At 46.5% G+C, this 26,304-nt stretch carries 18 protein-coding genes and 1 tRNA gene; 17 read left to right on the top strand and 2 right to left on the bottom strand.

The annotated features are described in order from the left end of the window. Nucleotides 1-288 precede the first annotated feature (288 nt). On the top strand, nucleotides 289-1,062 hold the full coding sequence (locus tag CHI14_RS27965; RefSeq protein ID WP_095293288.1) for a class I SAM-dependent methyltransferase: 774 nt from the start codon (nucleotides 289-291) through the stop codon (nucleotides 1,060-1,062). 380 nt (nucleotides 1,063-1,442) lie between these two features. Continuing rightward, nucleotides 1,443-5,930 carry a S8 family serine peptidase gene (locus tag CHI14_RS30730; RefSeq protein WP_283164016.1) on the top strand — a complete coding sequence of 1,496 codons (4,488 nt, stop codon included), beginning with the start codon at nucleotides 1,443-1,445 and terminating at the stop codon, nucleotides 5,928-5,930. A gap of 88 nt (nucleotides 5,931-6,018) precedes the next feature. Here CHI14_RS30730 and CHI14_RS27975 read toward each other — a convergent pair whose 3' ends face one another. Both CHI14_RS27975 and CHI14_RS27980 read right to left on the bottom strand, forming a co-directional pair. After that, nucleotides 6,019-7,254, bottom strand: a complete 1,236-nt coding sequence (locus CHI14_RS27975) for a CynX/NimT family MFS transporter (RefSeq protein WP_095293289.1) — start codon at nucleotides 7,252-7,254, stop codon at nucleotides 6,019-6,021. 291 nt (nucleotides 7,255-7,545) lie between these two features. Next, a tRNA-Arg gene (locus CHI14_RS27980) sits at nucleotides 7,546-7,619 on the bottom strand. Between the two features lie 325 nt (nucleotides 7,620-7,944). Here CHI14_RS27980 and CHI14_RS27985 point away from each other — a divergent pair. From CHI14_RS27985 to cobA, 15 genes are all read left to right on the top strand, one after another. After that, the gene (locus CHI14_RS27985) at nucleotides 7,945-8,787 is read left to right on the top strand and encodes a hypothetical protein (protein WP_249281267.1); all 843 of its coding nucleotides are present in this window, start codon (nucleotides 7,945-7,947) and stop codon (nucleotides 8,785-8,787) included. A 135-nt stretch (nucleotides 8,788-8,922) separates the two neighbouring features. Further along, nucleotides 8,923-10,263 (top strand): trigger factor, encoded by a 1,341-nt coding sequence (gene tig / locus CHI14_RS27990; RefSeq protein ID WP_095293291.1) that lies wholly within the window; start codon nucleotides 8,923-8,925, stop codon nucleotides 10,261-10,263. A 377-nt stretch (nucleotides 10,264-10,640) separates the two neighbouring features. Continuing rightward, nucleotides 10,641-11,231, top strand: coding sequence for an ATP-dependent Clp endopeptidase proteolytic subunit ClpP (clpP, locus tag CHI14_RS27995; protein ID WP_091001992.1), 591 nt, complete (start codon nucleotides 10,641-10,643; stop codon nucleotides 11,229-11,231). A 12-nt stretch (nucleotides 11,232-11,243) separates the two neighbouring features. Next, entirely contained in the window at nucleotides 11,244-12,497 is a 1,254-nt protein-coding gene (gene clpX / locus CHI14_RS28000; RefSeq protein WP_095293292.1) for an ATP-dependent protease ATP-binding subunit ClpX, read from the top strand. A gap of 121 nt (nucleotides 12,498-12,618) precedes the next feature. Beyond that, nucleotides 12,619-13,716, top strand: a complete 1,098-nt coding sequence (ispG, locus tag CHI14_RS28005; protein ID WP_095293293.1) for a flavodoxin-dependent (E)-4-hydroxy-3-methylbut-2-enyl-diphosphate synthase — start codon at nucleotides 12,619-12,621, stop codon at nucleotides 13,714-13,716. Between the two features lie 168 nt (nucleotides 13,717-13,884). Continuing rightward, on the top strand, nucleotides 13,885-15,642 hold the full coding sequence (lonB, locus tag CHI14_RS28010) for an ATP-dependent protease LonB (protein WP_095293294.1): 1,758 nt from the start codon (nucleotides 13,885-13,887) through the stop codon (nucleotides 15,640-15,642). 87 nt (nucleotides 15,643-15,729) lie between these two features. Then, nucleotides 15,730-18,069: an endopeptidase La gene (gene lon, locus CHI14_RS28015; RefSeq protein ID WP_095293295.1), complete on the top strand. Its 2,340-nt coding sequence runs from the start codon at nucleotides 15,730-15,732 to the stop codon at nucleotides 18,067-18,069. Between the two features lie 161 nt (nucleotides 18,070-18,230). Further along, nucleotides 18,231-18,872 (top strand): ribosome biogenesis GTP-binding protein YihA/YsxC, encoded by a 642-nt coding sequence (gene yihA / locus CHI14_RS28020; RefSeq protein WP_095293330.1) that lies wholly within the window; start codon nucleotides 18,231-18,233, stop codon nucleotides 18,870-18,872. A 269-nt stretch (nucleotides 18,873-19,141) separates the two neighbouring features. Further along, nucleotides 19,142-19,729, top strand: coding sequence for a non-ribosomal peptide synthetase module (locus tag CHI14_RS28025; RefSeq protein WP_095293296.1), 588 nt, complete (start codon nucleotides 19,142-19,144; stop codon nucleotides 19,727-19,729). Between the two features lie 335 nt (nucleotides 19,730-20,064). Then, a complete protein-coding gene (gene speD / locus CHI14_RS28030; protein WP_095293297.1) occupies nucleotides 20,065-20,463 on the top strand; it encodes an adenosylmethionine decarboxylase in 399 nt (132 codons plus the stop codon). Nucleotides 20,464-20,775: 312 nt separating this feature from the next. Beyond that, nucleotides 20,776-22,164, top strand: a complete 1,389-nt coding sequence (gene hemA / locus CHI14_RS28035) for a glutamyl-tRNA reductase (protein WP_095293298.1) — start codon at nucleotides 20,776-20,778, stop codon at nucleotides 22,162-22,164. 15 nt (nucleotides 22,165-22,179) lie between these two features. Beyond that, nucleotides 22,180-23,007 carry a cytochrome c biogenesis protein CcsA gene (gene ccsA / locus CHI14_RS28040; protein WP_371860025.1) on the top strand — a complete coding sequence of 276 codons (828 nt, stop codon included), beginning with the start codon at nucleotides 22,180-22,182 and terminating at the stop codon, nucleotides 23,005-23,007. A gap of 5 nt (nucleotides 23,008-23,012) precedes the next feature. Continuing rightward, nucleotides 23,013-23,663, top strand: a complete 651-nt coding sequence (locus tag CHI14_RS28045; protein WP_095293299.1) for a precorrin-2 dehydrogenase/sirohydrochlorin ferrochelatase family protein — start codon at nucleotides 23,013-23,015, stop codon at nucleotides 23,661-23,663. Nucleotides 23,664-23,665: 2 nt separating this feature from the next. Next, nucleotides 23,666-24,622 (top strand): hydroxymethylbilane synthase, encoded by a 957-nt coding sequence (gene hemC / locus CHI14_RS28050; RefSeq protein ID WP_095293300.1) that lies wholly within the window; start codon nucleotides 23,666-23,668, stop codon nucleotides 24,620-24,622. A 4-nt stretch (nucleotides 24,623-24,626) separates the two neighbouring features. Next, on the top strand, nucleotides 24,627-26,189 hold the full coding sequence (gene cobA / locus CHI14_RS28055) for a uroporphyrinogen-III C-methyltransferase (protein ID WP_095293301.1): 1,563 nt from the start codon (nucleotides 24,627-24,629) through the stop codon (nucleotides 26,187-26,189). The last annotated feature ends 115 nt before the right edge of the window (nucleotides 26,190-26,304 follow it).

Genomic DNA, 26,304 nt, shown 5'->3' on the forward strand with positions numbered 1-26,304 from the left:
TTCAGGGCCATATCCGCCACGTACAATCATTGAGGTGGATCGTCTGAATCAGGATGATATTGTCGAGGTGGAAGGCACATTCTACGCACCAGAACATAAATAATGCAAAATAGGGCAGGTCTCCAATCATGGTGGCCTGTTTTTAGTTTTCTCAAATTCAAGTTGGGTGAAGAGAAGGTTTGAAAATATATAGGTTTTACCTATTAATGAAATAGAAATTATATATTTAAATAATAAGTCCAGATGTGCCACAATAACCTTATCATTACGAAAGCGACGGTGGTATCGATGAAATCAATCAACCAATGGCAGGCAGAGAAGTATGATCACAAATTGGCCTTTGTATCGGGATACGGAAAAAGTCTAATTTCATGGCTTCAACCTCAAAAGGGAGAACGGATTCTCGATTTAGGCTGTGGGACGGGTGATTTGACGCATGAAATTGCCTCGTCACATGCAGAGGTGGTTGGTATGGATGCCTCTCCGGACATGATACAACGGGCGAGAACGAAGTTCCCTGAACTCGAATTTGTGGAAGGGGACGGACATCATTTCAAGGTAAGCAAACCCTATGATGCAATCTTCTCCAATGCGGCATTGCATTGGATGAAGAACCCTGAACTTGTCGTAGAAAGCATATGGAATGCACTAAAGCCTGGCGGACGTTTGGTCGTGGAGTTTGGTGGAAAGGGGAACGTTCAGACCATAGTGAATGCACTGGAGATGGTATTCGAACAAAAAACAGGAATTCATGCTGCAGATCGCAATCCTTGGTACTTTCCAACAATCGGTGAGTACAGCTCCCTCTTGGAAGAGAAGGGATTCCTGGTTCGGCAGGCCTATCATTACGATCGTCCTACCCAACTTCAAGATGGGGAGAAGGGTATTGAGGGGTGGTTAGCTCATTTTGGAGGGGACTATTTTGCTGGTCTAAGCAAGGAACAAATTGAGGGGATTTGCCTTGAAACAAGTAAAATAGTATTACCCAAGCTCTGGAAAGATGATGCCATCTATGCGGATTATAAGCGTTTGCGGGTGGAGGCTGTAAAACCTGATAAGTAAAATAAATATATTATTTGCTTTGTTAAATGAAATTTAAAAGGTCATCACTCTTTAAAGTCTGTATCTTGCAGGGATCATGATTCTCATGCTTCAATGAGGATTGTGGTCTTTTTTCCTATGAACTAGTTCAAAATTCAATATCTTCATCGACAAATAAATACACTTTCGTTATTTTCCTCTTACTCAAGAACCATATAAGTAATTTTTATATCATATCTGTAATTATTTAGAAGGAAAATGCGGTATTTTAGTTGAATAATTTACCAAGGGTCAATCTTCTTGCGGAAAGGATGGTGAGGTTACTCAAGTATTGCAGTACTTGTTCGGGCAAGGTCCCAGTGATTAGTGAGGTATTCATATTAAGAAGGAGGGGCATAGCCTTGAATAAGCGATTGATATCCATGTTATTAAGTGTCCTTATGGTTTTTTCCATCATCATGCCTGCGGCTGGAGCCGCTCCAGCAGAAGTACAGCTTGACAGGAATTTGCCTACCAAGGCTGAAGCCGAACAGTGGAGAGAGATCCTCGACCAGCGGGAAGAGAAACTTGCCGCAGAACCTTTTTTGGATCAGAGGCTGGAAGGTCTCGGTGGCGAGAAAACAAGAGTGATCGTTGAACTCTCAAACAAACCCGTAGCTGTAGCGCAAGGCGAATCAACCCTCTTAGGAAAGTCATTTACCTCCTCTATGGAAACAAATGCTGTGACGAAGGTCGAACAACAACAACAGTCATTTGTACATAGCCTCACTCAGAACAAAATCAATTACGAAGTATTGGAAAAGTACGCATACGCCCTGAATGGTGTAGCCATTGAAGTGAATGGAAGCCAAATGGGACAATTGCTTCGCATACCAGGTGTGGTCAGTGTGTATCCTGACCTTGAAATCGAATTAACGCCAGAGAACGATGAAGTTAATCCCTATATGAAGGATACAGCCCCGTTTATCGGTGCCCCGGAAGTATGGGATTTGGGATACAAAGGAAATGGTATCAAAGTCGGGGTTATTGATACAGGGATCGACTACGAGCACCCTAATCTGACAGAAGGTTATAAGGGTGGTTGGGATTTTGTTGATAATGATGAAGATCCTTATGAAGCAACAAGAGAAGAGTGGAAGGTGTCTGGACAGCCCGAGTTTAACGAAAGAGGCAGTTCTTACTATACATCCCACGGTACTCACGTAGCAGGAACGATCGCTGCTCGTGAAGCTGGAGATTATGGGGTTATTGGTATTGCTCCTGAAGCTGAAATCTATGCTTACCGCGTATTAGGGCCTTATGGCAGCGGACAAACCGCTTGGGTACTGGGCGGAATTGATCGCTCGGTTGAAGATGGTATGGACATCATCAATCTCTCACTGGGGAATTTGGCAAATGATCCAAGCTACATTACTTCGGTTGCCCTCAATAATGCCATGCTGTCAGGTGTGACTGCAGTGGTAGCAAGTGGTAACGAAGGCCCGAACCGTTACACACTTGGTTCTCCGGGAGCATCGGCTATGGCAATCACGGTCGGTAACTCTACGGGGCCTAGTCAAATGATCACAGCCGAAACACATTTTTGGATCGGTGAGGAAGGTGAAGGTATACTACCTGAAGAATTGCCGGTACCTGAGGTTGAACAATCACCTGAACTGGGAATAGCACCAGGAGCTGGAGCTCCAGAGACTTCAGAGGAAGATATTCCTGCTAGCACACCAGATGCGGAAGAGCCAACCGCTCAAAAACCTGAATCAGCGGGCGAAGATGCGTTCCCACAAGTAGAGCAAGCAGAGACTACTTTGGAAACAGAACAAAATACAACTATTCCTAGTACGGATGAAGCGGCACCTGCTGAAGAGGAGGAAGTCGCAGCTCCAACTGAAACGGACACCAATCCACTAACCGTTACAGAGTCAGTCTATCGCCTGGATGTGATGGGCTGGAATCTAGCGGAGGATCCGGAAACGGTGTTGAATGGACAATACGATTTGGTGTACGCCGGCTTGGGCAAACCAACCGATTTTGAAGGAAAAGATATGAACGGCAAGGTTGCTTTCATCCAGCGTGGGGAGCTGGCTTTCGTTGATAAGATTGCCAATGCCAAAGCGGCCGGGGCGATTGCGGTTATTGTTTACAATAACATTCCTGGGCCAATTGGAGTTAGTTTAGGGGATGATTTTGAATTTATCCCTACCCTGAGCATGAGCAAGGAAGATGGAGAAGCTATCAAAGCTCAGCTCGATGCTGGTCAAGGCGTTGAAGTCAGCTTCAGTGATTTCGTCAAAGACATGACAGAGGGAGATGAGATGAACTCCTCAAGTTCCCGAGGACCAGCCAAGGTAACACTGGACATTAAACCTGACATTGTTGCACCAGGAACCAGCATCCTGTCAACCATTCCTGCGTATGGCAAGGATGAGCCTGGTGCGGATTACGATCAAGCGTATGGACGTAAATCAGGAACAAGCATGGCGACTCCGCATGTAGCCGGACTAATTGCATTGCTGATCGAAAAACATCCGGATTGGACTCCTTTTGATATCAAAGTTGCCCTTATGAACAATGCCAAGGTACTGAATACAGAGAACTATGATGTGTTCGATCAAGGTGCTGGACGTATACAGGCAACGGAGACGATTGATCCTGAGACTTTCGTTAAAGTCATGGATGTTACGAAATATACTGAGAACGGCGAGGCAGTAGAAAAAGAAAACATTACAGGCAGTGTCAATTTCGGAAACTTCCTGAGTACAGACGGAAAAACGGTCAGCAAAACGCTCAAAGTACAGTCACTAAAAGGGACAGGCGGGGAATATTCTGTATCCGTCAATCCTACTCGTACTATTAATGGTGTCTCGGTTTCTGTTGATAAGACGTCCTTTGAATTGAATGGAGAAGAAGAGGTAACGGTGACGATTACGGTTCCAAAAGGCGTGACTACTATTGGAGAAGCCCAAGGGTATCTTCAGTTCAGTCATGGAGCGAAAACGTACAGCTTACCGTACGTGGCTCACTTCAATGTTACAGAGGCCGGTGTGAAATACATTGAAACGAAGTATGGTAATGAAACGAATCCATTCCATTATCCATTGAAGGAAGATGGCACACTGGATACGTTGAATGTAGCGATGGAGTTCCACAATCCAATGAACTTTGCGGTGGTTGAAATTTTCGATGGAATTGACATGGAGGCCGGTCCTAATCAGGATGGTTACATTGGATATATTTATGGAGATTATAATAACTTCAAATCCAACACGAGATACAATTTGGCTTGGACTGGAAATTTTGTGAATTACACTACAAAAGAAGTAATGGAAATCCCTGACGGTTTGTACACCATTGATATTACAACTATAGGCACAGACGGCAAAACGTATGTAGAAGATACTCCTCCATTTTTGGTAAAAACAGAAGCACCGGTGGTAAAAGTGCCTGAAAAACTGGAAATAAAGCAAACAGGTACGAACTCTCTTGCAGGTACGGTTGAAGACCTGTACTTCACTGTTGCTCCTGCTCTTAAAAGTGGATGGAATTATGACCTTGACGTAACAAAATCCTTGAAGTCAGGTTATATCGTCAAAGACTCTACTGATAAGAAGATTACAGAAGGGAACTTTGAAGTAGATTCAGACGCTTCATTTAATGTTAGTCTTGGAGAATTGCCGGCAGGAAAATATAGTGTGGAAATCACTATAGAGGATCTTCAAGGGCTGGTGGGAACATCTTCGACCGCTTTAACTGTAAAAAAAGATCCTGATCCGCAAGTGCCTAATCCTGGCACACCATCTCCAGGCTCTGGTTCTTCAGGTGGATCAAGCTCAGCACCTTCGCCAACACCAACGCCATCGCCAACTGTAAAGGGGGATGCATCTGTAACCGAGAAGAAAAATACGGACGGAACAATCCAAGCTACAGCTGCACTTTCCGAAACGGCTATCAATACACAATTATCAGGTGATGGAAAAGAAGTGAAGCTGGATCTATCCGCTATAGAATTTGAGAAGTATAGTCAAGTGGAACTAACATTAAATAAATCTATAGCTGATAAGATTCAAGCAGCTGGCAAAAGCTTGGTTCTTGAAGGTCTAGCGTTTAATGTGTCTATTCCTGCAATTTCACTAACGGACTACATCTCTTCAAGCGGCTTCAGTTTGAAACTGCATGTATTAAAAGAGCAAAAGGGCCGTCAGAATGAGAAGCATGTTTCTTCAATCGTGTCCATAGATCAGGATAAAGACACATTTAAGCACAACATTACGCTTACTTTGAAATATGATGCAAAGTCTGTGAAAGATCCGCGCAAAGTCATTGCTTACCACCAAACAACAGAAGAATTATGGCAGCCTGCATCATTGTCGGATGTGTCTCAACAAGGGCAATTGAAGTTCAATGTTACAGAGCCAGGAGCTTATGCTGCGGTTGAAAATGACGTAACTTTCGGGGATATTATTAATCACTGGGCTAAAGATGAAATCGAAGTAATTGCATCTCAACAAATCACTAAAGGTATTAATGCAAATACATTTTCACCTAATAGCACCATTACTCGCGCAGAATTTGCAACGCTGCTCGATCGAATCTTTGGAACGGGTATCGATTGGGAAGTACGCAGCAAAGAGACTGGTGCACGGGAACAATTGACTCGTGAAGAAATGGTTCTAATGATCGCAGATGCTCTGGAGCTGGAACAAGGACCGGCATCTGTTGATTTCAAAGACGGAGATCAGATCTCGGATGAAGCGAAATCCGCTGTAGCTTTTGCGGTAGAGAATGGTCTGGTTAAAGGGATGAACGGTAATCAATTTGCTCCCAAAGCCACATCAACCCGCGCACAGGTATCGGTTATTCTGTACCGCCTACTTGAACATCTGGGCAAAATCTAATGAGCATAGGGCATATCGCATAGTTAAAGATAAAAAAGGGACCTTCCGTTACGGAGGGTCCCTTTTTATTGTTTGGAATTTATCTATCTCATGAATCACCAATTAATCTATTTTTACTGGCCATAATGCCTGTAATCAGCAATACGATGGCAAGTGCAACCTGCAAAAGCAATGGAATGGTCCAGCCATGCGTCCAGTCATGAATTAGTCCAAACAACAAGGGGCCTCCCGCTGCCAGCATATATCCGAACGATTGAGCCATTCCCGATAATCCTGCCGCTTGTCTTGCGTCCGCAGTCCGAAGTACAAAGAACATCGTAACCAGACCGAATGAAGCCCCGCCACCGATACCAGCGAGAACCACTCCGATAGTCACCAGTGATGAGATCCCGCTTAAGAGGAACGCATACCCCAAAATGAGACACGTACAGGTGATGGCTGTCAGCACGCGTTGATCCTTCATTCGCCCAGCCAAGATGGGGATAACGAACGTCACTGGAACGCTGACCATCTGCATCATGGACAACATCAATCCTGCAGAAGATGGGTTAAAACCCTGCGTAGACAAAATTTCGGGCAGCCAGGTAATGGTCGAGTAAAAAATCAACGACTGTAACCCCATAAACAGCGTGATATACCAAGCGAGTGAAGATGAGATGAGTCGTACCGGTTTCTCAGTGTTCCGGGATGCTACATAGACTTCTCCGCGGCGTCCGTTACGAACGTGGGGCAGCCACAGGATAAGAGCCAGAATGGAGAGCACAGCCCACATTCCAAGTGAAGCATGCCAACCCATAGAGGTGAATCCTGCTGCCGGAACGCTAATTCCCGAGGCGATGGCACCCCATATATTCATGGAAACGGAGTACAGGCCAGTAACCAGTCCTACGCGTAATGGAAAATCCCGTTTAATCAAACTGGGGAGTAAAACGTTACTCAGTGCAATTCCACATCCGAGGATGGCTGTGCCAGCAAAAAGTGCAGGGACGGACGGCAAAAAACGTAGTGCAATACCAAACGTTACAATAATGATAGCGGTCAGCAGTGCGGCCTCCAAACCGAATCTTTTTGCCAGCTGCGGGGCAAAGGGGGAAATTGCCGCAAAAGCAAGCAGTGGCAGTGAAGTGAGCAATCCCGCCATGGTATGACTTATCCCTGTATCAGCACGGATTAAATCAACGATAGGCCCTGCCGCTGTAATGGGCGATCGCATCGTGGCTGCGATCAGGATGATGCCTGTAAGGAGAAGTCCGAGTTTCACGGACGCTGTAGAGTTATCCGCAACTGCATGGTCAGGCGAATGTTGATGTAAAGAGGATGGCATAGGTAAATCTCCTGTTATTTATTTTTTTCTAATATGTATACTTTGATACATACGTATACCAACAAGCATAACATTCGGTGTCAACATTGGGCAACGAAGTTGGATGAACATATCCCTAGAACGCAAAAAAGCTTCCCGAAGGAAGCTCTTTCTTAATACGTCCCAGAAGGGATACTCTCCTTGCAGTCGAGACTGCGAAGTGGTGCTATCGAAGAGGATGCTCCGACGAACCAATGGGGTTCTCATCCCCAGAACGCAAAAAAAGCTTCCCGAAGGAAGCTTTTCTTAATACGTCCCAGAAGGGATTCGAACCCCCGACCGACGGCTTAGAAGGCCGTTGCTCTATCCAGCTGAGCTACTGAGACATGAATTTTTCAAGCAAAAATGATTTTATCATAAATAATGATGAATATCAAACATTTTATTTAAATAACTTATTCGTATATGATGTTTGGCGGCAGGGGACGTTTTTTTCATTATATTTAAGGTTATGTTAGAATATCAGGAGAACTCAGAAAATAGATCGAAATTCGTTTAATATACATCTATTTATGGTTGATTCCGACTGGAGATTGAGGATATAGAGGAGGTGCTCCTATCAAGGAATCCACGACCCCGGAAAACGAGCACATTAACAATATTGTTCTGTTTCCTAAGACGCTGGACTATTACCAGATTCAATTAACTGTCATGCTTGAAAACGAGCGATATGGGGAAGCCATGAATCTGCTCCGCTTCCTGCTGCAATGTCAGGGACAGGAAGAACGTCATTATGATGAATGGCGGGCTCTGCTGGAGTGGCTTGAAGCTGCGTTCCCTCATTACGCGGAAGATTCCTCTATTGCCCCAGATGTACAAGAAGAAGAGGAAATCAGTGAGGAAGATATGGCACGTCAGCATGCCAGGTCCAAGCTGGAGCAGGACCAAGGATATGCGGATAAGCTGCTTCGAACAGTAATGGAAGAACCGCTATCCGAACAAACAATGCTTGCATTGGAGCAGCTCGCCTATCTTGAACTTCCGGAGATCGATGAGGCACTCAGTAGCTGGTTGACCGAAAAGTCTCTTCATCCACTGTTGCAGTTCCGGGTGTTGCAAACCTTGCGGCGTCGCGGTACGCAGGGCTTCATCACGTTCACAAGAGGGGAAGAGCAGGTTGAAGTGGAGATTGATACGGTCCCTCTGCGCCCGGAGGATTTCCCGCTTCAGATCGTGCGCATTCTCGAGCGAGTGGCCGATCAGACGGAAGTTCACGAGCCGACACTCTTTTATTTTGCTCAGGAACTTTGGATCCAGTTTGTCATGGCGGTGTATGGAACCCGAGACTACGATTCCATGCTGGAAGATAATGATTCCATGACAGATATATGGGCAGCAGCATTACATATGACCGTTGCAGACAGCCTGGGAGGCTCCCACGACGAAGAAGATACCCGTTCAATGTATGCTGTAACTGGAGCGATGCGCTTCCGTTTGGAGCAGGCATATCGTTCGATGAAGCAGTTTGTTTCTGCAGGTTTGGGGGGGCAATAAGGGCCGGAAACGTTTACCTCAAACCGCATCAAGGGATTCCCCTTGAAAAAGAATGTAATCTTGTTTATACTAAAATGGTTATTTTGTACGTGATCGCCTACGTGAACATGTGAATTTTGGAGGGGAAAGTATACAATGAAAGCAACTTGGGAAAAGATAGAGAAGAACCTTGGGGTTCTTGAAGTTGAAGTTGGTGCAGATCGTGTAACTGCAGCACTCGACAAAGCTTTTAATAAAGTAGTAAAACAAGCGAACGTGCCTGGATTCCGTAAAGGTAAAGTGCCACGTCCAATCTTCGAAGCTCGTTTCGGTGTAGAAAGCTTGTACCAAGAAGCAATCGACATTTTGCTTCCTGAAGCTTACACAGAAGCTATCGACCAAACGGATATTTTCCCGGTAGATCGTCCGGATGTAGATATCGAACAATTCGCTAAAGGACAAGCATTCAAGTTCAAAGCGAAAGTAACGGTGAAACCTGAAGTTACCCTGGGTGACTACAAAGGAATCGAAGTTGCTGTAGCTAAAGGCGAAGTAACAGAAGCAGAAGTAACTGAAGAGCTTGAGCGTCTTCAACAACGTCACGCTGAACTCGTTGTAATCGACGAAGGTTCTGCACAAAACGGTGACGTTGCAGTTATCGACTTCGATGGTTCCGTTGATGGCGTACCATTCGAAGGTGGACAAGCTGAGCGTTATTCCCTGGAACTGGGTTCCAACACATTCATCCCAGGATTTGAAGAGCAAGTTGTGGGTCTGTCCACAGGCGACTTCAAAGACGTTGAAGTAACTTTCCCAGAGAGCTACCACGCAGCAGAACTTGCTGGCAAACAAGCGGTATTCAAAGTGAAAGTACACGAAATCAAACGCAAACAACTGCCAGAACTGGATGATGAGTTTGCGAAAGATGTCAGCGAATTTGATACTCTGGAAGAGTACAAAGCTGATCTGAAAACACAACTCGAATCCCGCAAAGCAGATGAGTTCAAAGCAGCTCAAGAAAATGCGGTAGTAGAAAAAGTAGCAGAAAATGCTGAAGTGGACATCCCTTCTGCAATGGTTGACAGCGAAGTACAAAACATGATGCGTGATTTTGACAACCGTCTGCGCAACCAAGGCATGAACCTGGAAATGTTCCTGAGCTTCTCCGGTCAAACACAAGCTGACCTGAGAGGTCAGATGCAAGACGATGCTTCCAAACGTGTTCGCAACAACCTGGTTCTTGAAGCTGTAGGTAAAGCGGAAAACATCGAAGTATCTGATGAAGAAGTGAACCAAGAACTCGAAAAAATGGCTGAATCCTACAAGCGTCCTGCTGAAGAGATTCGTGGCATTCTGGAGAGCAATGGTTCCCTCGACAGCCTTCGCGATGAAGTTAAACTGCGCAAAACGATTGATGTTCTCGTTGAGAACAGCAAAGTTGTAGAGCCAGTTGAAGCTCCTGCTGAAGAAGCTGCTGCAGAATCTGACGAAAAATAAGACAAGCTGTGAGGCAACAAGCAGCTGAATAAAGGATAAGGCACGTGAATCATTGCGTGCCTTATTTTTAAATTATGGCATCCATTTTATAGATGATTCAGTAATAATATGGATGGTTATAATGTTGGATAGGGTTATACCGCTTCAAGCTTCCTGTGTAGTTCATGCAAATAAAATGAGGTTAAACGGCATAGGATTCCTTCGATTTGCACATACATAGAAAACATGGTTAAATATGATCAGGCTAAAAAGTAAACTAACTTATGCTTGACACTACTTGTGAAAAATGACATTGTCACAGGAACGTGTTAGAATGAATTTGGGTTTGCTTTACAGGTAGCCTATGTCTAATTACATGTAGAAAAGAGGTTGGTCTCATGAGTCTGGTGCCAATGGTTGTGGAACAAACCAATCGAGGCGAACGGTCTTACGATATATATTCGCGTTTGCTGAAGGATCGCATCATTTTTCTAACCAGTGCGATTGATGACGATGTAGCCAATCTTGTCATAGCACAGCTTTTATTTTTGGCAGCCGACGATCCTGAGAAGGATATCAGCTTGTACATTAATTCACCTGGTGGTTCTGTCACCGCAGGGATGGGTATATACGATACGATGCAGTATATCAAGCCGGATGTATCTACCATTTGCGTAGGGATGGCAGCAAGCATGGGTTCGTTGTTGTTAACGGCCGGTGCTCCTGGTAAACGATATGCGCTGACCAACAGCGAAGTGATGATTCACCAACCGCTTGGCGGCGTTCAAGGACAGGCTGCGGATATTAAAATCCACGCCGAATGGATTATTAAAACACGTCAGAAACTGAATCAAATATACGTCGATCGTACAGGTCAGCCCCTTGAGAAAATTGAGCGGGACACGGACCGTGACTTTTTCATGAGTGCGGAAGAAGCCAAAGCGTACGGCATTATTGACCAGGTGCTCAGCAGACCGATCAATTCCTAAAGGGGTGGTTTCATGTTTAAATTTAACGATGAGAAAGGGCAACTGAAATGCTCTTTTTGCGGTAAATCTCAAGAACAGGTGCGCAAGCTGGTCGCTGGACCAGGCGTTTACATTTGTGATGAATGTATCGAGCTTTGCACCGAAATCGTTGAGGAAGAGCTCGGTCATGACGAAGAACTGGACCTCAAAGATATACCGAAACCAAAAGAAATCCGCGATATTCTGGATCAATATGTTATTGGACAGGATCAAGCGAAGAAGTCTTTGTCTGTAGCGGTTTACAATCACTACAAACGGATTAATACTCAAAGCAAGATCGAGGACGTTGAACTGCAAAAGAGTAACATTTTGCTTCTCGGACCTACAGGTTCCGGTAAAACGTTGCTTGCACAAACCATGGCCAAAATCCTCAATGTTCCTTTTGCTATTGCTGACGCGACTTCATTGACTGAAGCTGGTTATGTCGGTGAAGACGTAGAGAACATTCTGCTCAAGCTGATCCAGGCTGCTGACTATGATGTGGAAAAAGCAGAGCGCGGTATCATTTATATCGATGAAATTGACAAAGTAGCCCGCAAATCCGAGAACCCGTCCATTACACGTGACGTATCGGGTGAAGGGGTACAACAAGCATTGCTGAAAATCCTGGAAGGAACGGTTGCTTCTGTACCACCACAAGGTGGGCGTAAGCATCCACATCAGGAATTCATCCAAATTGATACAACCAATATCCTGTTCATTTGTGGTGGTGCCTTTGATGGTCTGGAGCAAATGATCAAACGCCGGATCGGTAAAAAAGTCATTGGCTTTAATACCGTTGCGGAACAAAAAGACCTCAAACCGGGTGAGTACCTGGGTATGGTCCTGCCGGAAGACTTGCTGAAATTCGGTCTGATTCCTGAATTTGTAGGCCGTCTACCAGTCATCTCCACTTTGGAGCCACTGGACGAAGATACACTGGTACGGATTCTTTCCGAACCAAAAAACGCCCTGACCAAGCAATATCAAAAATTGCTTGAACTGGACAATGTAAATCTGGTGTTTGAACCAGGTGCATTGCTCGCGATTGCAAAAGAAGCAATCAAACGTAACACAGGTGCGCGGGGATTGCGTGCAATCATTGAGGGCATCATGCTTGAAATCATGTATGAAGTGCCTTCACGTGAAGATGTTACGAACTGTGTGATTACCGAAGAAGTCGTTGAGAAAAGAGTTGTGCCTGAACTTGGCCAATCGAAGGACGATAAGCAGGAAGAAAGTGCCTAACTGAAGGTGGCATTTCTGCTCAGCTCTGAAATATAGACTTGTCAGTTCTCCACTTTGGCAGAAGGCGAATTCATGTCTCTGTCAGGGTGGAGCTTTGACGTTGTGGGGAGAGAAATCACTCATGTATTTAAGACAAGATACACGTCCCGTAAAAGTAGGGAATATAACGATTGGTGGCAGTAATGAAGTCATTATCCAAAGTATGTGTACTACTAAAACGGCAGACGTTGAGGCTACCGTTGCGGAAATTCTGCGATTGGAAGAAGCAGGATGCCAAATAGTACGTGTAACCGTCAATAATGAGGAAGCTGCTGCAGCCATTAAAGAAATCAAGAAACGCATCCACATTCCGCTTGTAGCAGATATTCACTTTAACTATAAACTTGCTCTTCTTGCGATAGAGAACGGCATCGATAAAGTCCGGATTAATCCAGGCAACATCGGTAAACGTGCTAAAGTGGAAGAAGTCGTGAAAGCATGTAAGGAACGTGGTATTCCCATTCGGATCGGGGTTAACGCGGGTTCACTGGAAAACCATTTGCTTGAGAAGTACGGATATCCAACAGCTGATGCTATGGTAGAAAGTGCATTGTATCACATTGGTATTCTGGAAGAACTCGATTTCCATGATATTATCGTTTCACTGAAAGCATCAGACGTACCGATGGCGATTGAAGCGTATTCCAAGGCAGCTCAGATCATTAAATATCCTTTGCACTTGGGAATCACGGAAGCGGGTACGCTATTCTCGGGTACAATTAAAAGCTCTGCAGGTATGGGTGCACTGCTCTCCATGGGTATTGGTTCAACCATGCGGATCTCGCTCAGCGCAGACCCGGTAGAAGAAATCAAGGTTGCACGCGATCTACTCAAAACCTTTGGGCTCATTTCGAATGCCGCTACGTTGATTTCTTGCCCGACCTGCGGTCGTCTGGACATTGATCTCTTCTCTATTGCCAACGAGGTGGAAGAGTATATCTCCAAACTCAAGGTGCCGATTAAAGTGTCTGTACTGGGATGTGCGGTGAATGGTCCAGGTGAGGCGAAAGAAGCGGATATCGGGATTGCCGGTGCCCGCGGAGAAGGTCTCTTGTTCCGTCACGGTAAGATGATCCGTAAAGTCCCTGAGGAAATCATGGTAGAGGAATTGAAAAAGGAAATCGATAAAATCGTCGAAACCTATGAAACAACAGGAGTAATTCCTGGACGTTCGCACTGATCGTTTCATATATGCTTAACCAAGAGCCCGTCAGCAATGACGGGCTCTTGGTATCTTAACATCCATAAATTCTACCTGGACCGTTTACCTGTTGGTGAAACGGCTATACTACCATGTATTAGTATGATTCCGTAGGGAACAGTCAGAAGAACAGGAGGATGTTAAGATATGGGTGATTTAGGCATGGTCTTCATGTTGATACAGTTATTTTTTGGTGTGGTGATTGGTTTGTATTTCTGGAATCTGCTTCGGGGCCAGAAAACCAATCGCAGTGCCGTCGAGCGCGAGTCTCGCAAAGAGCTGGAGAAACTGCGTAAATTGCGTTCCATTTCACTTACGAAACCACTCGCAGAGAAGACACGTCCAGCTAGTATCAATGATATCGTGGGGCAAAAAGACGGCTTGCGTGCTCTCAAGGCTGCCTTGTGCAGTGCAAATCCGCAGCATGTAATCATTTATGGGCCTCCCGGAGTTGGGAAGACAGCAGCGGCCAGGGTGGTCCTGGAGGAAGCCAAAAAAAATCCATCATCACCGTTCAAACCAGATGCCAAGTTTACGGAGCTGGATGCGACAACTGCCCGTTTTGACGAGCGCGGCATTGCCGATCCCTTAATCGGTTCGGTACATGATCCGATATATCAGGGAGCAGGTGCCATGGGGGTTGCGGGTATCCCTCAACCGAAACCGGGAGCCGTGACCAAAGCCCATGGGGGCATGTTGTTTATCGATGAGATCGGTGAATTGCATTCCATTCAAATGAATAAATTACTCAAAGTACTGGAAGATCGCAAGGTCTTTTTGGAAAGTGCGTACTATAACTCGGAAGACACGCATACTCCTGCTTATATCCACGATATTTTTCAAAATGGCCTGCCAGCGGATTTCCGTCTTGTCGGAGCGACGACTCGTTCGCCTCATGAACTGCCTCCAGCGCTTCGTTCGCGCTGCATGGAAGTATATTTCAGACCACTATTGCCGGAAGAGATTGGGAAAATTGCTGAGGACGCTGTGCAAAAAATCGGCTTCAGTCCTTGTCCGGATGCCGTTGAAGTGGTCAAGCGATATGCCACGAATGGACGAGAGGCAGTGAATATTATTCAGCTTGCTGCCGGACTGGCACTCACTGAAAAAAGGGAGACCCTTCAGGCCTCGGATGTCGAGTGGGTGGCTGGCAGCAGCCAAATCCAGCCGCGTCCGGATCGCAAGGTGCCTCAGCAGCCACAAATTGGTTTTGTTAATGGCTTGGCCGTATATGGTCCGAATATGGGCACCATACTTGAGATCGAAGTGTCTGCCGTGCCTGTGCTCAAAGATCAGGGCCGAATCAATATTACTGGCGTGGTGGATGAGGAAGAGATTGGAGGCGGTTCGCGTACACTCCGGAGAAAAAGCATGGCCAAAGGTTCGGTTGAAAATGTGATCACCGTGTTAAAAGCCATGGGACTTCGTCCGAATGACTATGACTTGCATATCAACTTCCCGGGAGGAACACCAATTGACGGTCCATCGGCCGGCATTGCGATGGCTACGGCAATTGTCTCTGCTATTCAGGGACGTCCTGTTGATCATGAGACAGCGATGACTGGGGAGATCAGCATTCATGGTCGGGTGAAGCCGATTGGCGGCGTACTCGCCAAAGTAGAGGCTGCTTTTCAGGCGGGAGCCAAGACCGTTATTATTCCTGCCGAAAACTGGCAGTCCATTTTTGAGAATCTGGATGGATTACGCGTCATTCCGGTAGATACGGTTCAGGATGTTTTTCGTGAGGTATTTGCCTGGGTGCCTGATTCTCAGCAGGCGGAGCAATTGAAGCACGCAGATGAGCCAGCAGCACCCGCTGCAGAGATTTTCCCTCCAGCATCTGCTTCATTTTTACGTGCTGACCTGACCCGTCCGGGACAGGTTACTGATTCAGGAAGCTGCTAAGCGCTTCCCTTCAATTGGTTTTTTATGTGAACATTTGATAGAATAATGAATGACTACAACCTGAGAGCCATTGGAGGTGCGAAAGCGATGGGACCGAGCAAAACGAAAGGTCGTCGTTTTCCTTTACTGCCTTTAAGAGGACTTCTCGTCTACCCGAGTATGGTACTGCATCTCGATGTGGGCCGGGAGAAATCGGTCAAGGCTTTAGAAAAAGCGATGGTAGAAGAACATTTGATTCTCCTATGTTCCCAAGCCGAGGTAAATATTGAAGAACCAACACAAGAAGACATTTTCAGAATCGGAACCGTAGCCAAGGTCAGACAAATGCTGAAGCTTCCAAACGGAACGATTCGTGTTCTGGTGGAGGGCTTGGAACGGGCTGAAATCATTGAATATACGGACAACGAGGAATATTACGAAGTGCTGGCACAGGAACTGCCTGAAGAAGAGAATAGCCATCCGGAAACGGATGCTCTGATGCGTACGGTTCTGAACCAGTTCGAAAATTATATTAATCTGTCCAAAAAGGTAACACCCGAGACACTTGCCGCTGTGTCCGATATTGAAGAACCGGGCCGACTGGCTGATGTGATCACGAGTCACCTGTCCCTGAAAATCAAGGATAAACAGGAGATTCTGGAGACCATTGATGTTCGCGAACGTCTGGAGAAACTTCTCGACATTCTCAATAATGAGCGTGAAGTGCTGGAGCTTGAACGCAAAATCAGCCAGCGTGTGAAGAAGCAGATGGAGAAAACCCAGAAGGAATATTATTTGCGCGAGCAAATGAAGGCGATTCAAAAAGAACTGGGTGAAAAAGAAGGCCGTGCAGGTGAGGTTGAGGAACTCCGTAACCAGATGGAGACGCTTGGTCTGCCGGACAAGGTTAAGGAGAAGGTCGAGAAAGAGATCGACCGACTGGAGAAAATGCCTGCCAGCTCTGCTGAGGGCGGGGTCATTCGCAACTATGTGGATTGGCTGCTGGCTCTACCTTGGGGCGAGATGACAGAGGATGATCTGGATATTCAAAAAGCCGAAGATGTGCTGAATGCCGATCATTACGGTCTGGAAATACCAAAAGAGCGTGTGCTTGAATATTTGGCGGTTCAGAAGCTTGTCAAAAAGCTTAAAGGGCCAATTCTCTGCTTGGTTGGTCCTCCAGGGGTAGGGAAAACGTCACTTGCCCGTTCGATCGCAAGATCGCTGGGCCGGGAGTTTGTAAGAATCTCCCTCGGTGGGGTGCGGGATGAAGCGGAGATTCGTGGACATCGTCGTACGTATGTAGGTGCCATGCCTGGGCGTATCATTCAGGGAATGAAAACGGCAGGCTCACTTAATCCCGTTTTCCTGCTGGACGAGATCGACAAAATGGCATCTGACTTCCGCGGGGATCCATCTGCAGCGCTGCTTGAGGTACTTGATCCTGAACAGAATAGTACGTTTAGCGATCACTTTGTGGAACTGCCTTTTGACTTATCCAACGTCATGTTCGTTACGACCGCCAATACGGTGCACAACATTCCTCGCCCGCTGCTCGATCGGATGGAGATGCTCAATATTCCTGGGTATACGGAGATCGAGAAACTGCAGATTGCCAAAAACTATCTGCTGCCGAAGCAGAAGCGTGATCATGGTCTGGAAGAGGAACAGCTGGAGATTGGTGATGACAGCCTGCTTCGTGTCATTCGCGAATATACCCGCGAGTCTGGCGTGCGGAATCTGGAACAGCAGATGGCTTCATTATGCCGGAAAGCGGCTAAAAATATCGTATCTGGTGCGGAAGGTCAGATCAATATCACACCGGATGAAATCAAGGACTATCTTGGACCTGGCAAGTTCCGTTACGGCATGGCCGAATTGGAAGACCAGATTGGTACCGTAACCGGGCTTGCATGGACCGAAGTAGGTGGAGATACGCTTGTTATTGAAGTCACGGTTGTGCCTGGAACAGGGAAACTGACATTGACTGGTAAACTGGGTGATGTCATGAAGGAATCCGCTCAGGCAGCCTTCAGTTATACCCGGTCCAAAGCGGCCCAGTTAGGCATTCCGGCTGACTTCCATGAGAAGAATGATATCCACATCCATGTACCTGAGGGAGCCATTCCTAAGGATGGACCTTCTGCAGGAATTACGATGGCTACAGCTTTGATTTCTGCATTGACGAACAAACATGTGTCGAAAGACATTGCGATGACGGGTGAGATTACGCTGCGTGGTCGTGTGCTGCCTATCGGCGGTTTGAAGGAAAAATCACTGGCAGCACATCGCGCCGGTTACAAAAAAATATTATTGCCCAAGGATAACGAACGGGACCTGCGGGACATTCCGGACAGCATCAAGGAAGATGTGGAATTTGTCCCAGTCGCCCATATGGATCAGGTGCTGCAGCATGCACTCGTGGAACAGACAGGAATTCACCTGTAGATCCGGTTAACCAAGGGAGCGTATGAAGAATGAACCGTTCTGCGGAAGCTTCGGCGTCCGCTGGAACGGTTTTTTTGGTATGATAGAACAATGATCCAAGGCATAATACGTTTATTGGCTTTTAATGCAAGAACAAGAGATCCAGAGAGGACAGATATATGATGAAAGTAAACCAATCCGAATTTATTATCAGTGCCGTTAGGCCTGAACAATATCCTGATGATGGCCTGCCGGAGATTGCTTTGGCGGGACGTTCAAACGTGGGCAAATCATCTCTGATTAATCGTTTGATTAACCGCAAAAATCTGGCACGAACAAGTTCGACACCGGGTAAAACGCAGCAGCTGAACTATTATAAAATTAATCAGGATTTATACTTTGTCGATTTTCCGGGTTACGGTTACGCCAAAGTTTCCAAGGAGCAGCGCTTTGCCTGGGGTAAAATGATGGAGAAGTACCTGCTCGGCCGCAAGGAATTGAAGCTTGTCATGCAAATGGTGGATATGAGACATGAACCCTCCAAGGATGACAAGATGATGAATGAATGGCTTCGCCATCACGGATTGCCATTGGTAGTCGTAGCAACCAAAATGGACAAGATTCCAAAGACACGCAGAGCCAAACATATCAAAGTCATCAAGCAAGCGCTCGATCTGCGTCCAGGAGACTTGTTTGTACCGTTTTCATCCGAATTAGGACTGGGTAAAGATGAATTATGGGAGATCATCACACGCCACGCAGGTATTGGACAATCTGCTTCCGACGAATCTGAACCAGAAGAGATCAGCGAAGTGAATGAATGAGCAGGCAGATTGTGCCATGTTAATGCGGAAAAGGGAGTAAGCTGGCTGAATAAAGAATGAATGATCGATTATATCCGTATTTTCATGGGATTTTATGAGAATTCACTGTTTTGTTCTGGAGCATATTGGTTTGGCGGTGGTGTATAATGAATGTAGGTGCGTTCATGCCACAGGAACAAAAATACCGGCTTTGCCGGCCTGAAGAATTTTGAGATGACTGCCCATAAGCAGGAAGGCAAAACAATCGGGGAAGAATTGAGGAGATTTGTATGGCTCAGCGGTTAGCCACAGAGTATGTTAATGCCACTTTTAAATTGTCAGAACCCCAGATGCATCAGTTTTTGCGCATGTCGGACGATGGCCGGATTCATCACCGGGTTAAGGTGCTTGATAATGGTTGTCAGGAAATTGTGCTTGCAGATGTCAGTGGAGAGGAAGTTCATTTTCCTTTTGACCGTCAGAAAGGGTTTTACATCTGTGAGTTGTCTTGCCGTCTGGTAAACCATCATCTGACCAACGTTGTCCGAAAACTCTTTATGACCTTTAAGGGTAACGGCGTTGTTCATCGGATTTATGAAGAATTCACCATGACGTATGTTTATGCTCAAGGCTCTGTTCGTAAAATAGTAGAACAAAACGGGGAAAATACCCGCCTGATTTATGAATACAAAAACACATTGCTTGAATTACAGCGTCAGTTCCAGGCTCGGGATGTTGAGCGTGAAATTAACCGCTTATATGCAGAGGTGGACACACTTCTCGATACTAGGATTCATACATCCGTTCCTGAAGAGCTTCATCAGATTGATGCAAGACTTGCTCGACATCAAAAACGGCTCTTTGAACTTGAGGCTTAATGAACCTTAAGATGCCCGTTATAAGACTATAAATGCTTGATCCATCCCCTTAATGATTCTGATCGCAGGCACTTGCCGGTTCAGGTTCGAAGGGGATTTTTTGTGAAGAATGCGTTCATTTAGGCTGGCAATAATTTATTTGTTTAACTGTAAAAAAAGGGTTGCATTCCTTTAAAATAGATGTTATTTTTATTCTCGTTGAAAAGAATATAGGAACCAGGATTCACTCATGACATTATATGTTGCGAGAGGTTTTTCCCTCGGGAAGTGAATGACGTAGGTCCTAGCGGATGAAATTTTCAAACATTTTATTCCTAGGAAGGGGGAACCGAAGGATGGAATATTCAACTTTCGGAAGACACGTTGCTGTTGATGTTTGGGGTGTCGACTTTGATCTACTGAACAGTGCAGAGTATCTGCAAGCCCAACTGGTTGAAGCTGCAGAGGCATGTGGTGCGACAGTAATGTCCGTGCAATCCAAGCAGTTTGAGCCACAAGGAGCGACAGTGCTTGTGCTATTGTCAGAGAGCCATCTCTCCATTCATACGTATCCTGAGAGAGGGTTTGCGGCGATTGACTGCTACACTTGTGGTGAAACGGTAGACCCACAGCTGGCCATTGACTACCTGGTATCCGTTTTGAAACCGGAGAAAACGTACGCGAAGAAACTGGTGCGTGGATTGGGTGAACTGCAGGTCGTAACACCGACCATGCAACCTATCGAACTGGTCTAATTGATGTAGATAAACATGAGTAATGTTCACATATCGGGAATGAAGCAATGATCCCGAATTATAAATAGTCATGGAATTATTCCATGACTATTTGTTTTAATGTTTTGAAGAACGAATAACGGAGAAGATTGGTGAGACACTACAATAAATGACAATGCATAGGATAATCTACATGGGGATTTCATAAACATTTCATAAAAATGGCCCGGTCGCAGTCATGATGTGTGATATAATTAACCATGTCAAGCATAAATGGATGGAGATATGTAGAAAACACTTTGATTGGAAATTTATTAGGCAGGTGAACTTGCAATGCACATCGTTGTAGTTGGTTTGAATTATCGCACGGCGCCTGTAGAGGTTAGGGAACGATTCACATTTGCAGAAAAAGACTTGTCTGAAGCGCTGCAGCAGCTCAAGCTGACCAAGAGTGTATTGGAAGGTGTAATCGTAGCCACATGTAACCGTACCGAGTTGTATGTTGTGGTAGACCGTCTTCACATGTGTGGTTATTTTATTCGTACGTTTATGGAACAATGGTTTAATGTTCCGCGGGAAGAATTTACGCAACACTTATATATATATGAAGATGATCAAGCCATTCGCCATTTGTTCCGTGTCATTTGCGGGCTGGATTCCATGGTGATTGGTGAAACACAGATTCTTGGACAGGTGAAGCAGGCCTTTTTCACTGCCCAGGAAGAGAAATCGACAGGCACCTGGTTTAACATGTTGTTCAAACAGGCGGTAACTCTGGGCAAGAGAGCACATTCGGAGACTTCCATTGGGGAAAGTGCAGTCTCGGTCAGTTACGCCGCTGTTGAACTGGGGAAACGTATTTTTGGCATGTTTACGGACAAGAAGGTACTTATTCTTGGAGCGGGCAAAATGAGTGAGTTGACAGTCAAACATCTGTACGCCAATGGAGCCTCAGAGGTCATTGTAGCGAACAGAACTCTTGCAAGGGCTCAGGAGCTGGCTGCCAAGTTCAGGGGAACCCCTTGCACGATGGAGCAGGCTTTGGAGAGACTGAGTGAGGTTGATATTGTCATCAGTTCAACAGGTGCAGAGCGATATATTCTGGATGCTTCCGTTGTCCGTGAGAGCATGAAGCGCCGTCAATCACGTCCATTATTCCTGATCGATATTGCGGTTCCTCGGGATATTGATCCGGCCATCGGAGAGTTATCCAACGTATTCCTTTATGATATTGATGATCTGGAAGGAATCGTGGAGAGCAATCTGGAGATGCGCAAGGTGGAAGCGGCCAAAATCGAAAAAATGATTGAACTGGAGATGGAAGACTACTATCACTGGCTCAAAACATTAGGCGTTCGCCCGGTGATTCGGGCATTGCAGGAGAAAGGAGCTTCCATTCATGAAGATACGATGGAGAGTCTCTTTAATAAACTGCCTGAGCTGGACGAACATCAGCGTAAGGTTATCCGTCGTTTAACCAAAAGCATCGTGAATCAAATGACGACAGATCCGATCAACCGGATCAAGGAAATGGCTGGCGGCAAGCATGGAGATGAAGCACTACGCATGTTCACCCAAATTTTTGCCTTGGAGGATGCAGTGGAGACGGCCGCAGAAAAAGTAAACCAAAGCGATGCCTCGGCCTTGGGTAAACCGGCCGCCGTTCATCTTAAAGACAACCGGCAAGACGCAATGCCGGCTTATGCTCCGGCTAGTGTATAAGGGCGGGTGAACAGCTTGACCCTTTCTGAACAAATCTATGAAGCTCTGATCTATATGTATGCCCTGAGCCTTCTGTTCTATTTCTCGGACTGCATTCGACGGAATGCGGGGGCGAAGCGAACGGGCACAGGGTTTCTTGTTGTTGTCTGGCTGCTTCAGGTCGTTCATGTGATTTTGCGAATGTGGACCGAGGGCCATTTTCCGATCTATACAACGTTCGATTTTCTGTTTATCTTTTCGTTTAGTATTGTATTGATGTCCCTGGGGATGATACGTGTCCAGCGTTCGGAATTTGTCATCCTGTTATTGAATATTGTGGGCTTCTCGGTTACCGTACTGAATCGATTGTGGTTTACGGCTGGGGAGATCTCGCTGCATAACTGGCAGACCGTTCACGGGCTGCTGATCATGCACATTACGCTGGCAAATCTGGGCTTTGCAGCCCTCACGGTAGCTGCGGTCTTCGCCATGTTGTATCTGTTCCTGCATCGTAAATTGAAAAACAAAAAATGGAATGATACGATGCGGCGGATGCCGAGTCTTGAAGTCATTGGCAAATATATGGATGGCGCAACATTGATCGGAACACCGTTACTTGGCGTCTCCGTGGTGCTGGCCGTATTATCCATTGTCGCTGAGACCAGGTGGTATCTGCTTTTGGATCTGAAAGTCATTGCAACAGGTCTCGCTATCGCGATCTATATCGGTTATTTCGTTTCTAAGCAGAGAAAGCAGTTTTCCAACATCATCATGGCAAGATGGACATTGATTGGATATGGTTTTGTCATTATGAGCTTTTTATCCAATGCGTATTCAGCGTTTCATCGTTGGACAGGAGAGTGAGGACTATGGATCGCTATACGCCGTTATATGTGAATACTTCAGGCAAAATCTGCTGCGTTGTTGGGGGCGGACGTGTTGCCGAACGTAAGATCAAAGGTTTGCTTCACGCCGAAGCGCATATTAAGGTGTTTAGTCCGGAAATCACATCGGAGCTGAAACAACTGCATCAGGATTCCCGAATTGAGTGGATAGCCCGGTCCTACCGCAAAGGTGATTTGCGGGGGGCCTTTCTCGTATATGCAGCAACGGATCACGTTGAAGTCAATGCACAGGTAGTACAGGAAGCTAACGATGCGGGCATACTGGTGAATGATGCAATGTCTTCCGAGAACAGTGCTTTCATCACCCCGAGTGTGGTCAGGCGTGGAAGATTGAGCATTGCCATCTCAACTGCTGGAGCAGGACCGGCAGCTGCTGCAGAGATTCGGTCTACACTGGAGCAGCAATTTGGCGAAGAATACGAGACGTATATTGAATTTCTGCATCAGATGAGGATTCAAGTGAAGTCACGTGTGTCGTCTTCGCGTGTGCGAAGCATTTTACTGCGGCGATTGACTGAGATGAATGTGCTGGAGGATATCCGTGCAGGGCAATTTCAGTGGTGGACAGAAGAAGAAATCGGGAACTGGATATCCCGTAATCAGGAGGAGCTGTAGACATGCGTACAATTAAAGTGGGAAGCAGACAAAGCGCACTGGCTTTGACACAGACAGGACATGTAATTCAGGATTTACGAAGCATTTGTGAGCGGGAAGGTTTAGCATTTGACTTTGAAGTACATAAGATCGTTACGAAGGGAGACTTGATTCTCGATGTAACGCTGTCCAAAGTCGGTGGCAAAGGACTGTTTGTCAAAGAGATCGAACAGGCCATGTTGGACCGTACCATTGATATGGCTGTGCATAGCATGAAGGATATGCCGTCTGAACTGCCCGAAGGATTAATCAACGGTGCTGTTCCGCGCCGTGCCGATCCGCGTGATGCATTGATTTCCAATGGAGGTCTATCTTTGGATCAATTGCCAGAAGGGGCGAGAGTGGGGACAAGCAGTCTCCGTCGTTCCAGTCAGTTAAAGGCATACCGCCCGGATCTGCAGCTCGAATCGCTGCGTGGTAACATTGACTCACGTCTTCGCAAGCTCGAGACGGAGGGTCTCGATGCTATTATTTTAGCTGCTGCAGGATTGTATCGAATGGGCTGGCAGGATCGGATTACTGAGTATCTGTCCGAAGAGGCTTGCCTCCCTGCCGTTGGCCAGGGTGCATTGGGAATTGAATGCCGTGAGGATGACGCGGAGCTGCTTCATCTGTTGAAGCTATATAACGATCCGGAGACCGCTTCTCCTGTTATGGCAGAACGTAAATTCCTCAGTGTATTGAATGGGGGATGTCAGGTGCCTATCGGTGCTCATGCCGTCTGGAATCGTCAGCAAGATACAGATTCCCCGAATGGGCAAAACACGTTACAATTAACGGGTATGGTTGGTACGCCGGATGGCGGACTGATCCTTAAAGAAGCTCTGACCGGAACAGATCCGGTACGTCTTGGAGAAGAAGTAGCGTGGAGATTGATTGAACGGGGAGCAGAGCAGATACTGGCAGAAGTTAGGGGATGAGGACATGGTGGGAAAGGTCTTTTTGGTAGGAGCAGGTCCAGGGGATGCTAAGCTGATAACGGTAAAAGGATGGGAGTCTATCGGCAAAGCAGATGCTGTAGTCTATGATCGGTTGGCCAGTCCAAGATTGTTAAAACAGATGAAGCCTGGCGCAGTGAAGATTTACGTAGGCAAGCGGCCTGACCGTCACACGATGAAACAGGAAGAGATTAATCAGCTGCTCGTCGATCTGGCCCTTGAAGGGAAAGTGGTTGTTCGGCTGAAGGGCGGAGATCCAACGATATTTGGACGCGTCGGCGAAGAGGCAGACCTGCTGCGCAAAAACGGCGTTCCTTTTGAAATCGTGCCTGGGGTTACCGCAGCCATAAGTGTGCCTGCTTATGCCGGAATACCGGTGACCCACCGCGATTATGCATCATCCATTTCCATTATTACAGGGCATGAAAGCCCGGACAAGCTGGATCGCAGCATTCATTGGGATAAAGTAACGAACGCAACGGGAACACTGGTATTTATGATGGGTGTAGCCAAAATCGGCTATATCAGTGAACAGCTCATCCGTCATGGCCGTCCGGCACAGACACCCGTCGCACTGGTTCGTTGGGGAACAAGAGCTGAGCAGGATACCCTTGTGGGTACGCTTGAAAATATAGAAGCCAAGGTCATTGCTGCCAACTTCCAACCGCCTGCAGTCATTGTTGTGGGGGAAGTGGTGAATCAACGTGAGCAATTGAAATGGGCTGAGGTACTACCGTTGTTCGGCAAACGAATTCTGGTGACGCGCGCTCGCAGTCAGGCGAGTGAACTGGTGAACCGCATCGAGGAACTTGGTGGTGAACCGTATGAGTTTCCAGTTATCGAAACCGTTATGCCTTCGAGTGAAACAGCAAAACAAAGTGTCAAGGATGCCTTCGGTGCGTTAAATACATTTGATTGGGTATTTTTCACGAGCGTAAACGGTGTGGAGTTTTTCTTCCGTCACCTGGAAGAGCAAGGCAAGGATATCCGGGCCATGCATCAAGCAAGAGTTGCTGCGGTGGGACCTTCAACTGCCGAGGCCTTGCGCAAGCACGGTATTGTTGCCGAAGTGGTCAAAGGGCCTTTTCAGCAGGAAGGTATGCTGGAAGCTTTTGAGAGTGAACTGAAAGAAGGTCAGAAAGTGCTGCTTCCCCACGGTGATCTGGCACGATCCTGGTTGCCTGACCAGTTGAAGGAACGTGGACTTGAGGTCACAGAAGCAATCACCTATGACACCGTACTCGCGGGTGAGGATGATGATGAACTTCTGAAGCTGCTCGAAGAAGGCGGTATTCACGCGGTGACGTTCACGAGCTCTTCAACGGTTACGAACTTCATGGATATGCTTAAACGGATGGGGCTCCAAGATCCATTACCGTTGTTAAAGAATGTCGAGGTTGCTTGCATCGGGCCAGTGACTGCCAAAACGGCAGAAGCAGCTGGCCTGAAGGTAACGCTGATGGCCGCAGAAGCAACGATCGAAAGTATGATCTCTGCGCTGATTGAGTGGAAAAGGACGCCTTCTCCAGAAGGGGCTATGCCTCGTTGATTTAGGAATTGTACGCTATTGTAATAGATATTATCCATATACAAAATGCAGATTGATGAAGCGTGCTGAATTCGTTAGGATACCGGCGCGCTTCCCTTTTTGCTCTACTTTACTC

The sequence above is a fragment of the Paenibacillus sp. 7516 genome (assembly GCF_002272715.1).
GTDB lineage: Bacteria > Bacillota > Bacilli > Paenibacillales > Paenibacillaceae > Paenibacillus > Paenibacillus illinoisensis_A.

Bases quoted from the DNA above. Each gene is read 5' to 3' on its own strand.
- CHI14_RS27965 (WP_095293288.1), top strand. From the start codon at position 289: ATGAAATCAATCAACCAATGGCAGGCAGAGAAGTATGATCACAAATTG.
- CHI14_RS27975 (WP_095293289.1), bottom strand. From the start codon at position 7,254: ATGCCATCCTCTTTACATCAACATTCGCCTGACCATGCAGTTGCGGAT.
- CHI14_RS27985 (WP_249281267.1), top strand. From the start codon at position 7,945: ATGCTTGAAAACGAGCGATATGGGGAAGCCATGAATCTGCTCCGCTTC.
- tig (WP_095293291.1), top strand. From the start codon at position 8,923: ATGAAAGCAACTTGGGAAAAGATAGAGAAGAACCTTGGGGTTCTTGAA.
- clpP (WP_091001992.1), top strand. From the start codon at position 10,641: ATGAGTCTGGTGCCAATGGTTGTGGAACAAACCAATCGAGGCGAACGG.
- clpX (WP_095293292.1), top strand. From the start codon at position 11,244: ATGTTTAAATTTAACGATGAGAAAGGGCAACTGAAATGCTCTTTTTGC.
- ispG (WP_095293293.1), top strand. From the start codon at position 12,619: ATGTATTTAAGACAAGATACACGTCCCGTAAAAGTAGGGAATATAACG.
- lonB (WP_095293294.1), top strand. From the start codon at position 13,885: ATGGGTGATTTAGGCATGGTCTTCATGTTGATACAGTTATTTTTTGGT.
- lon (WP_095293295.1), top strand. From the start codon at position 15,730: ATGGGACCGAGCAAAACGAAAGGTCGTCGTTTTCCTTTACTGCCTTTA.
- yihA (WP_095293330.1), top strand. From the start codon at position 18,231: ATGAAAGTAAACCAATCCGAATTTATTATCAGTGCCGTTAGGCCTGAA.
- CHI14_RS28025 (WP_095293296.1), top strand. From the start codon at position 19,142: ATGGCTCAGCGGTTAGCCACAGAGTATGTTAATGCCACTTTTAAATTG.
- speD (WP_095293297.1), top strand. From the start codon at position 20,065: ATGGAATATTCAACTTTCGGAAGACACGTTGCTGTTGATGTTTGGGGT.
- hemA (WP_095293298.1), top strand. From the start codon at position 20,776: ATGCACATCGTTGTAGTTGGTTTGAATTATCGCACGGCGCCTGTAGAG.
- CHI14_RS28045 (WP_095293299.1), top strand. From the start codon at position 23,013: ATGGATCGCTATACGCCGTTATATGTGAATACTTCAGGCAAAATCTGC.
- hemC (WP_095293300.1), top strand. From the start codon at position 23,666: ATGCGTACAATTAAAGTGGGAAGCAGACAAAGCGCACTGGCTTTGACA.
- cobA (WP_095293301.1), top strand. From the start codon at position 24,627: ATGGTGGGAAAGGTCTTTTTGGTAGGAGCAGGTCCAGGGGATGCTAAG.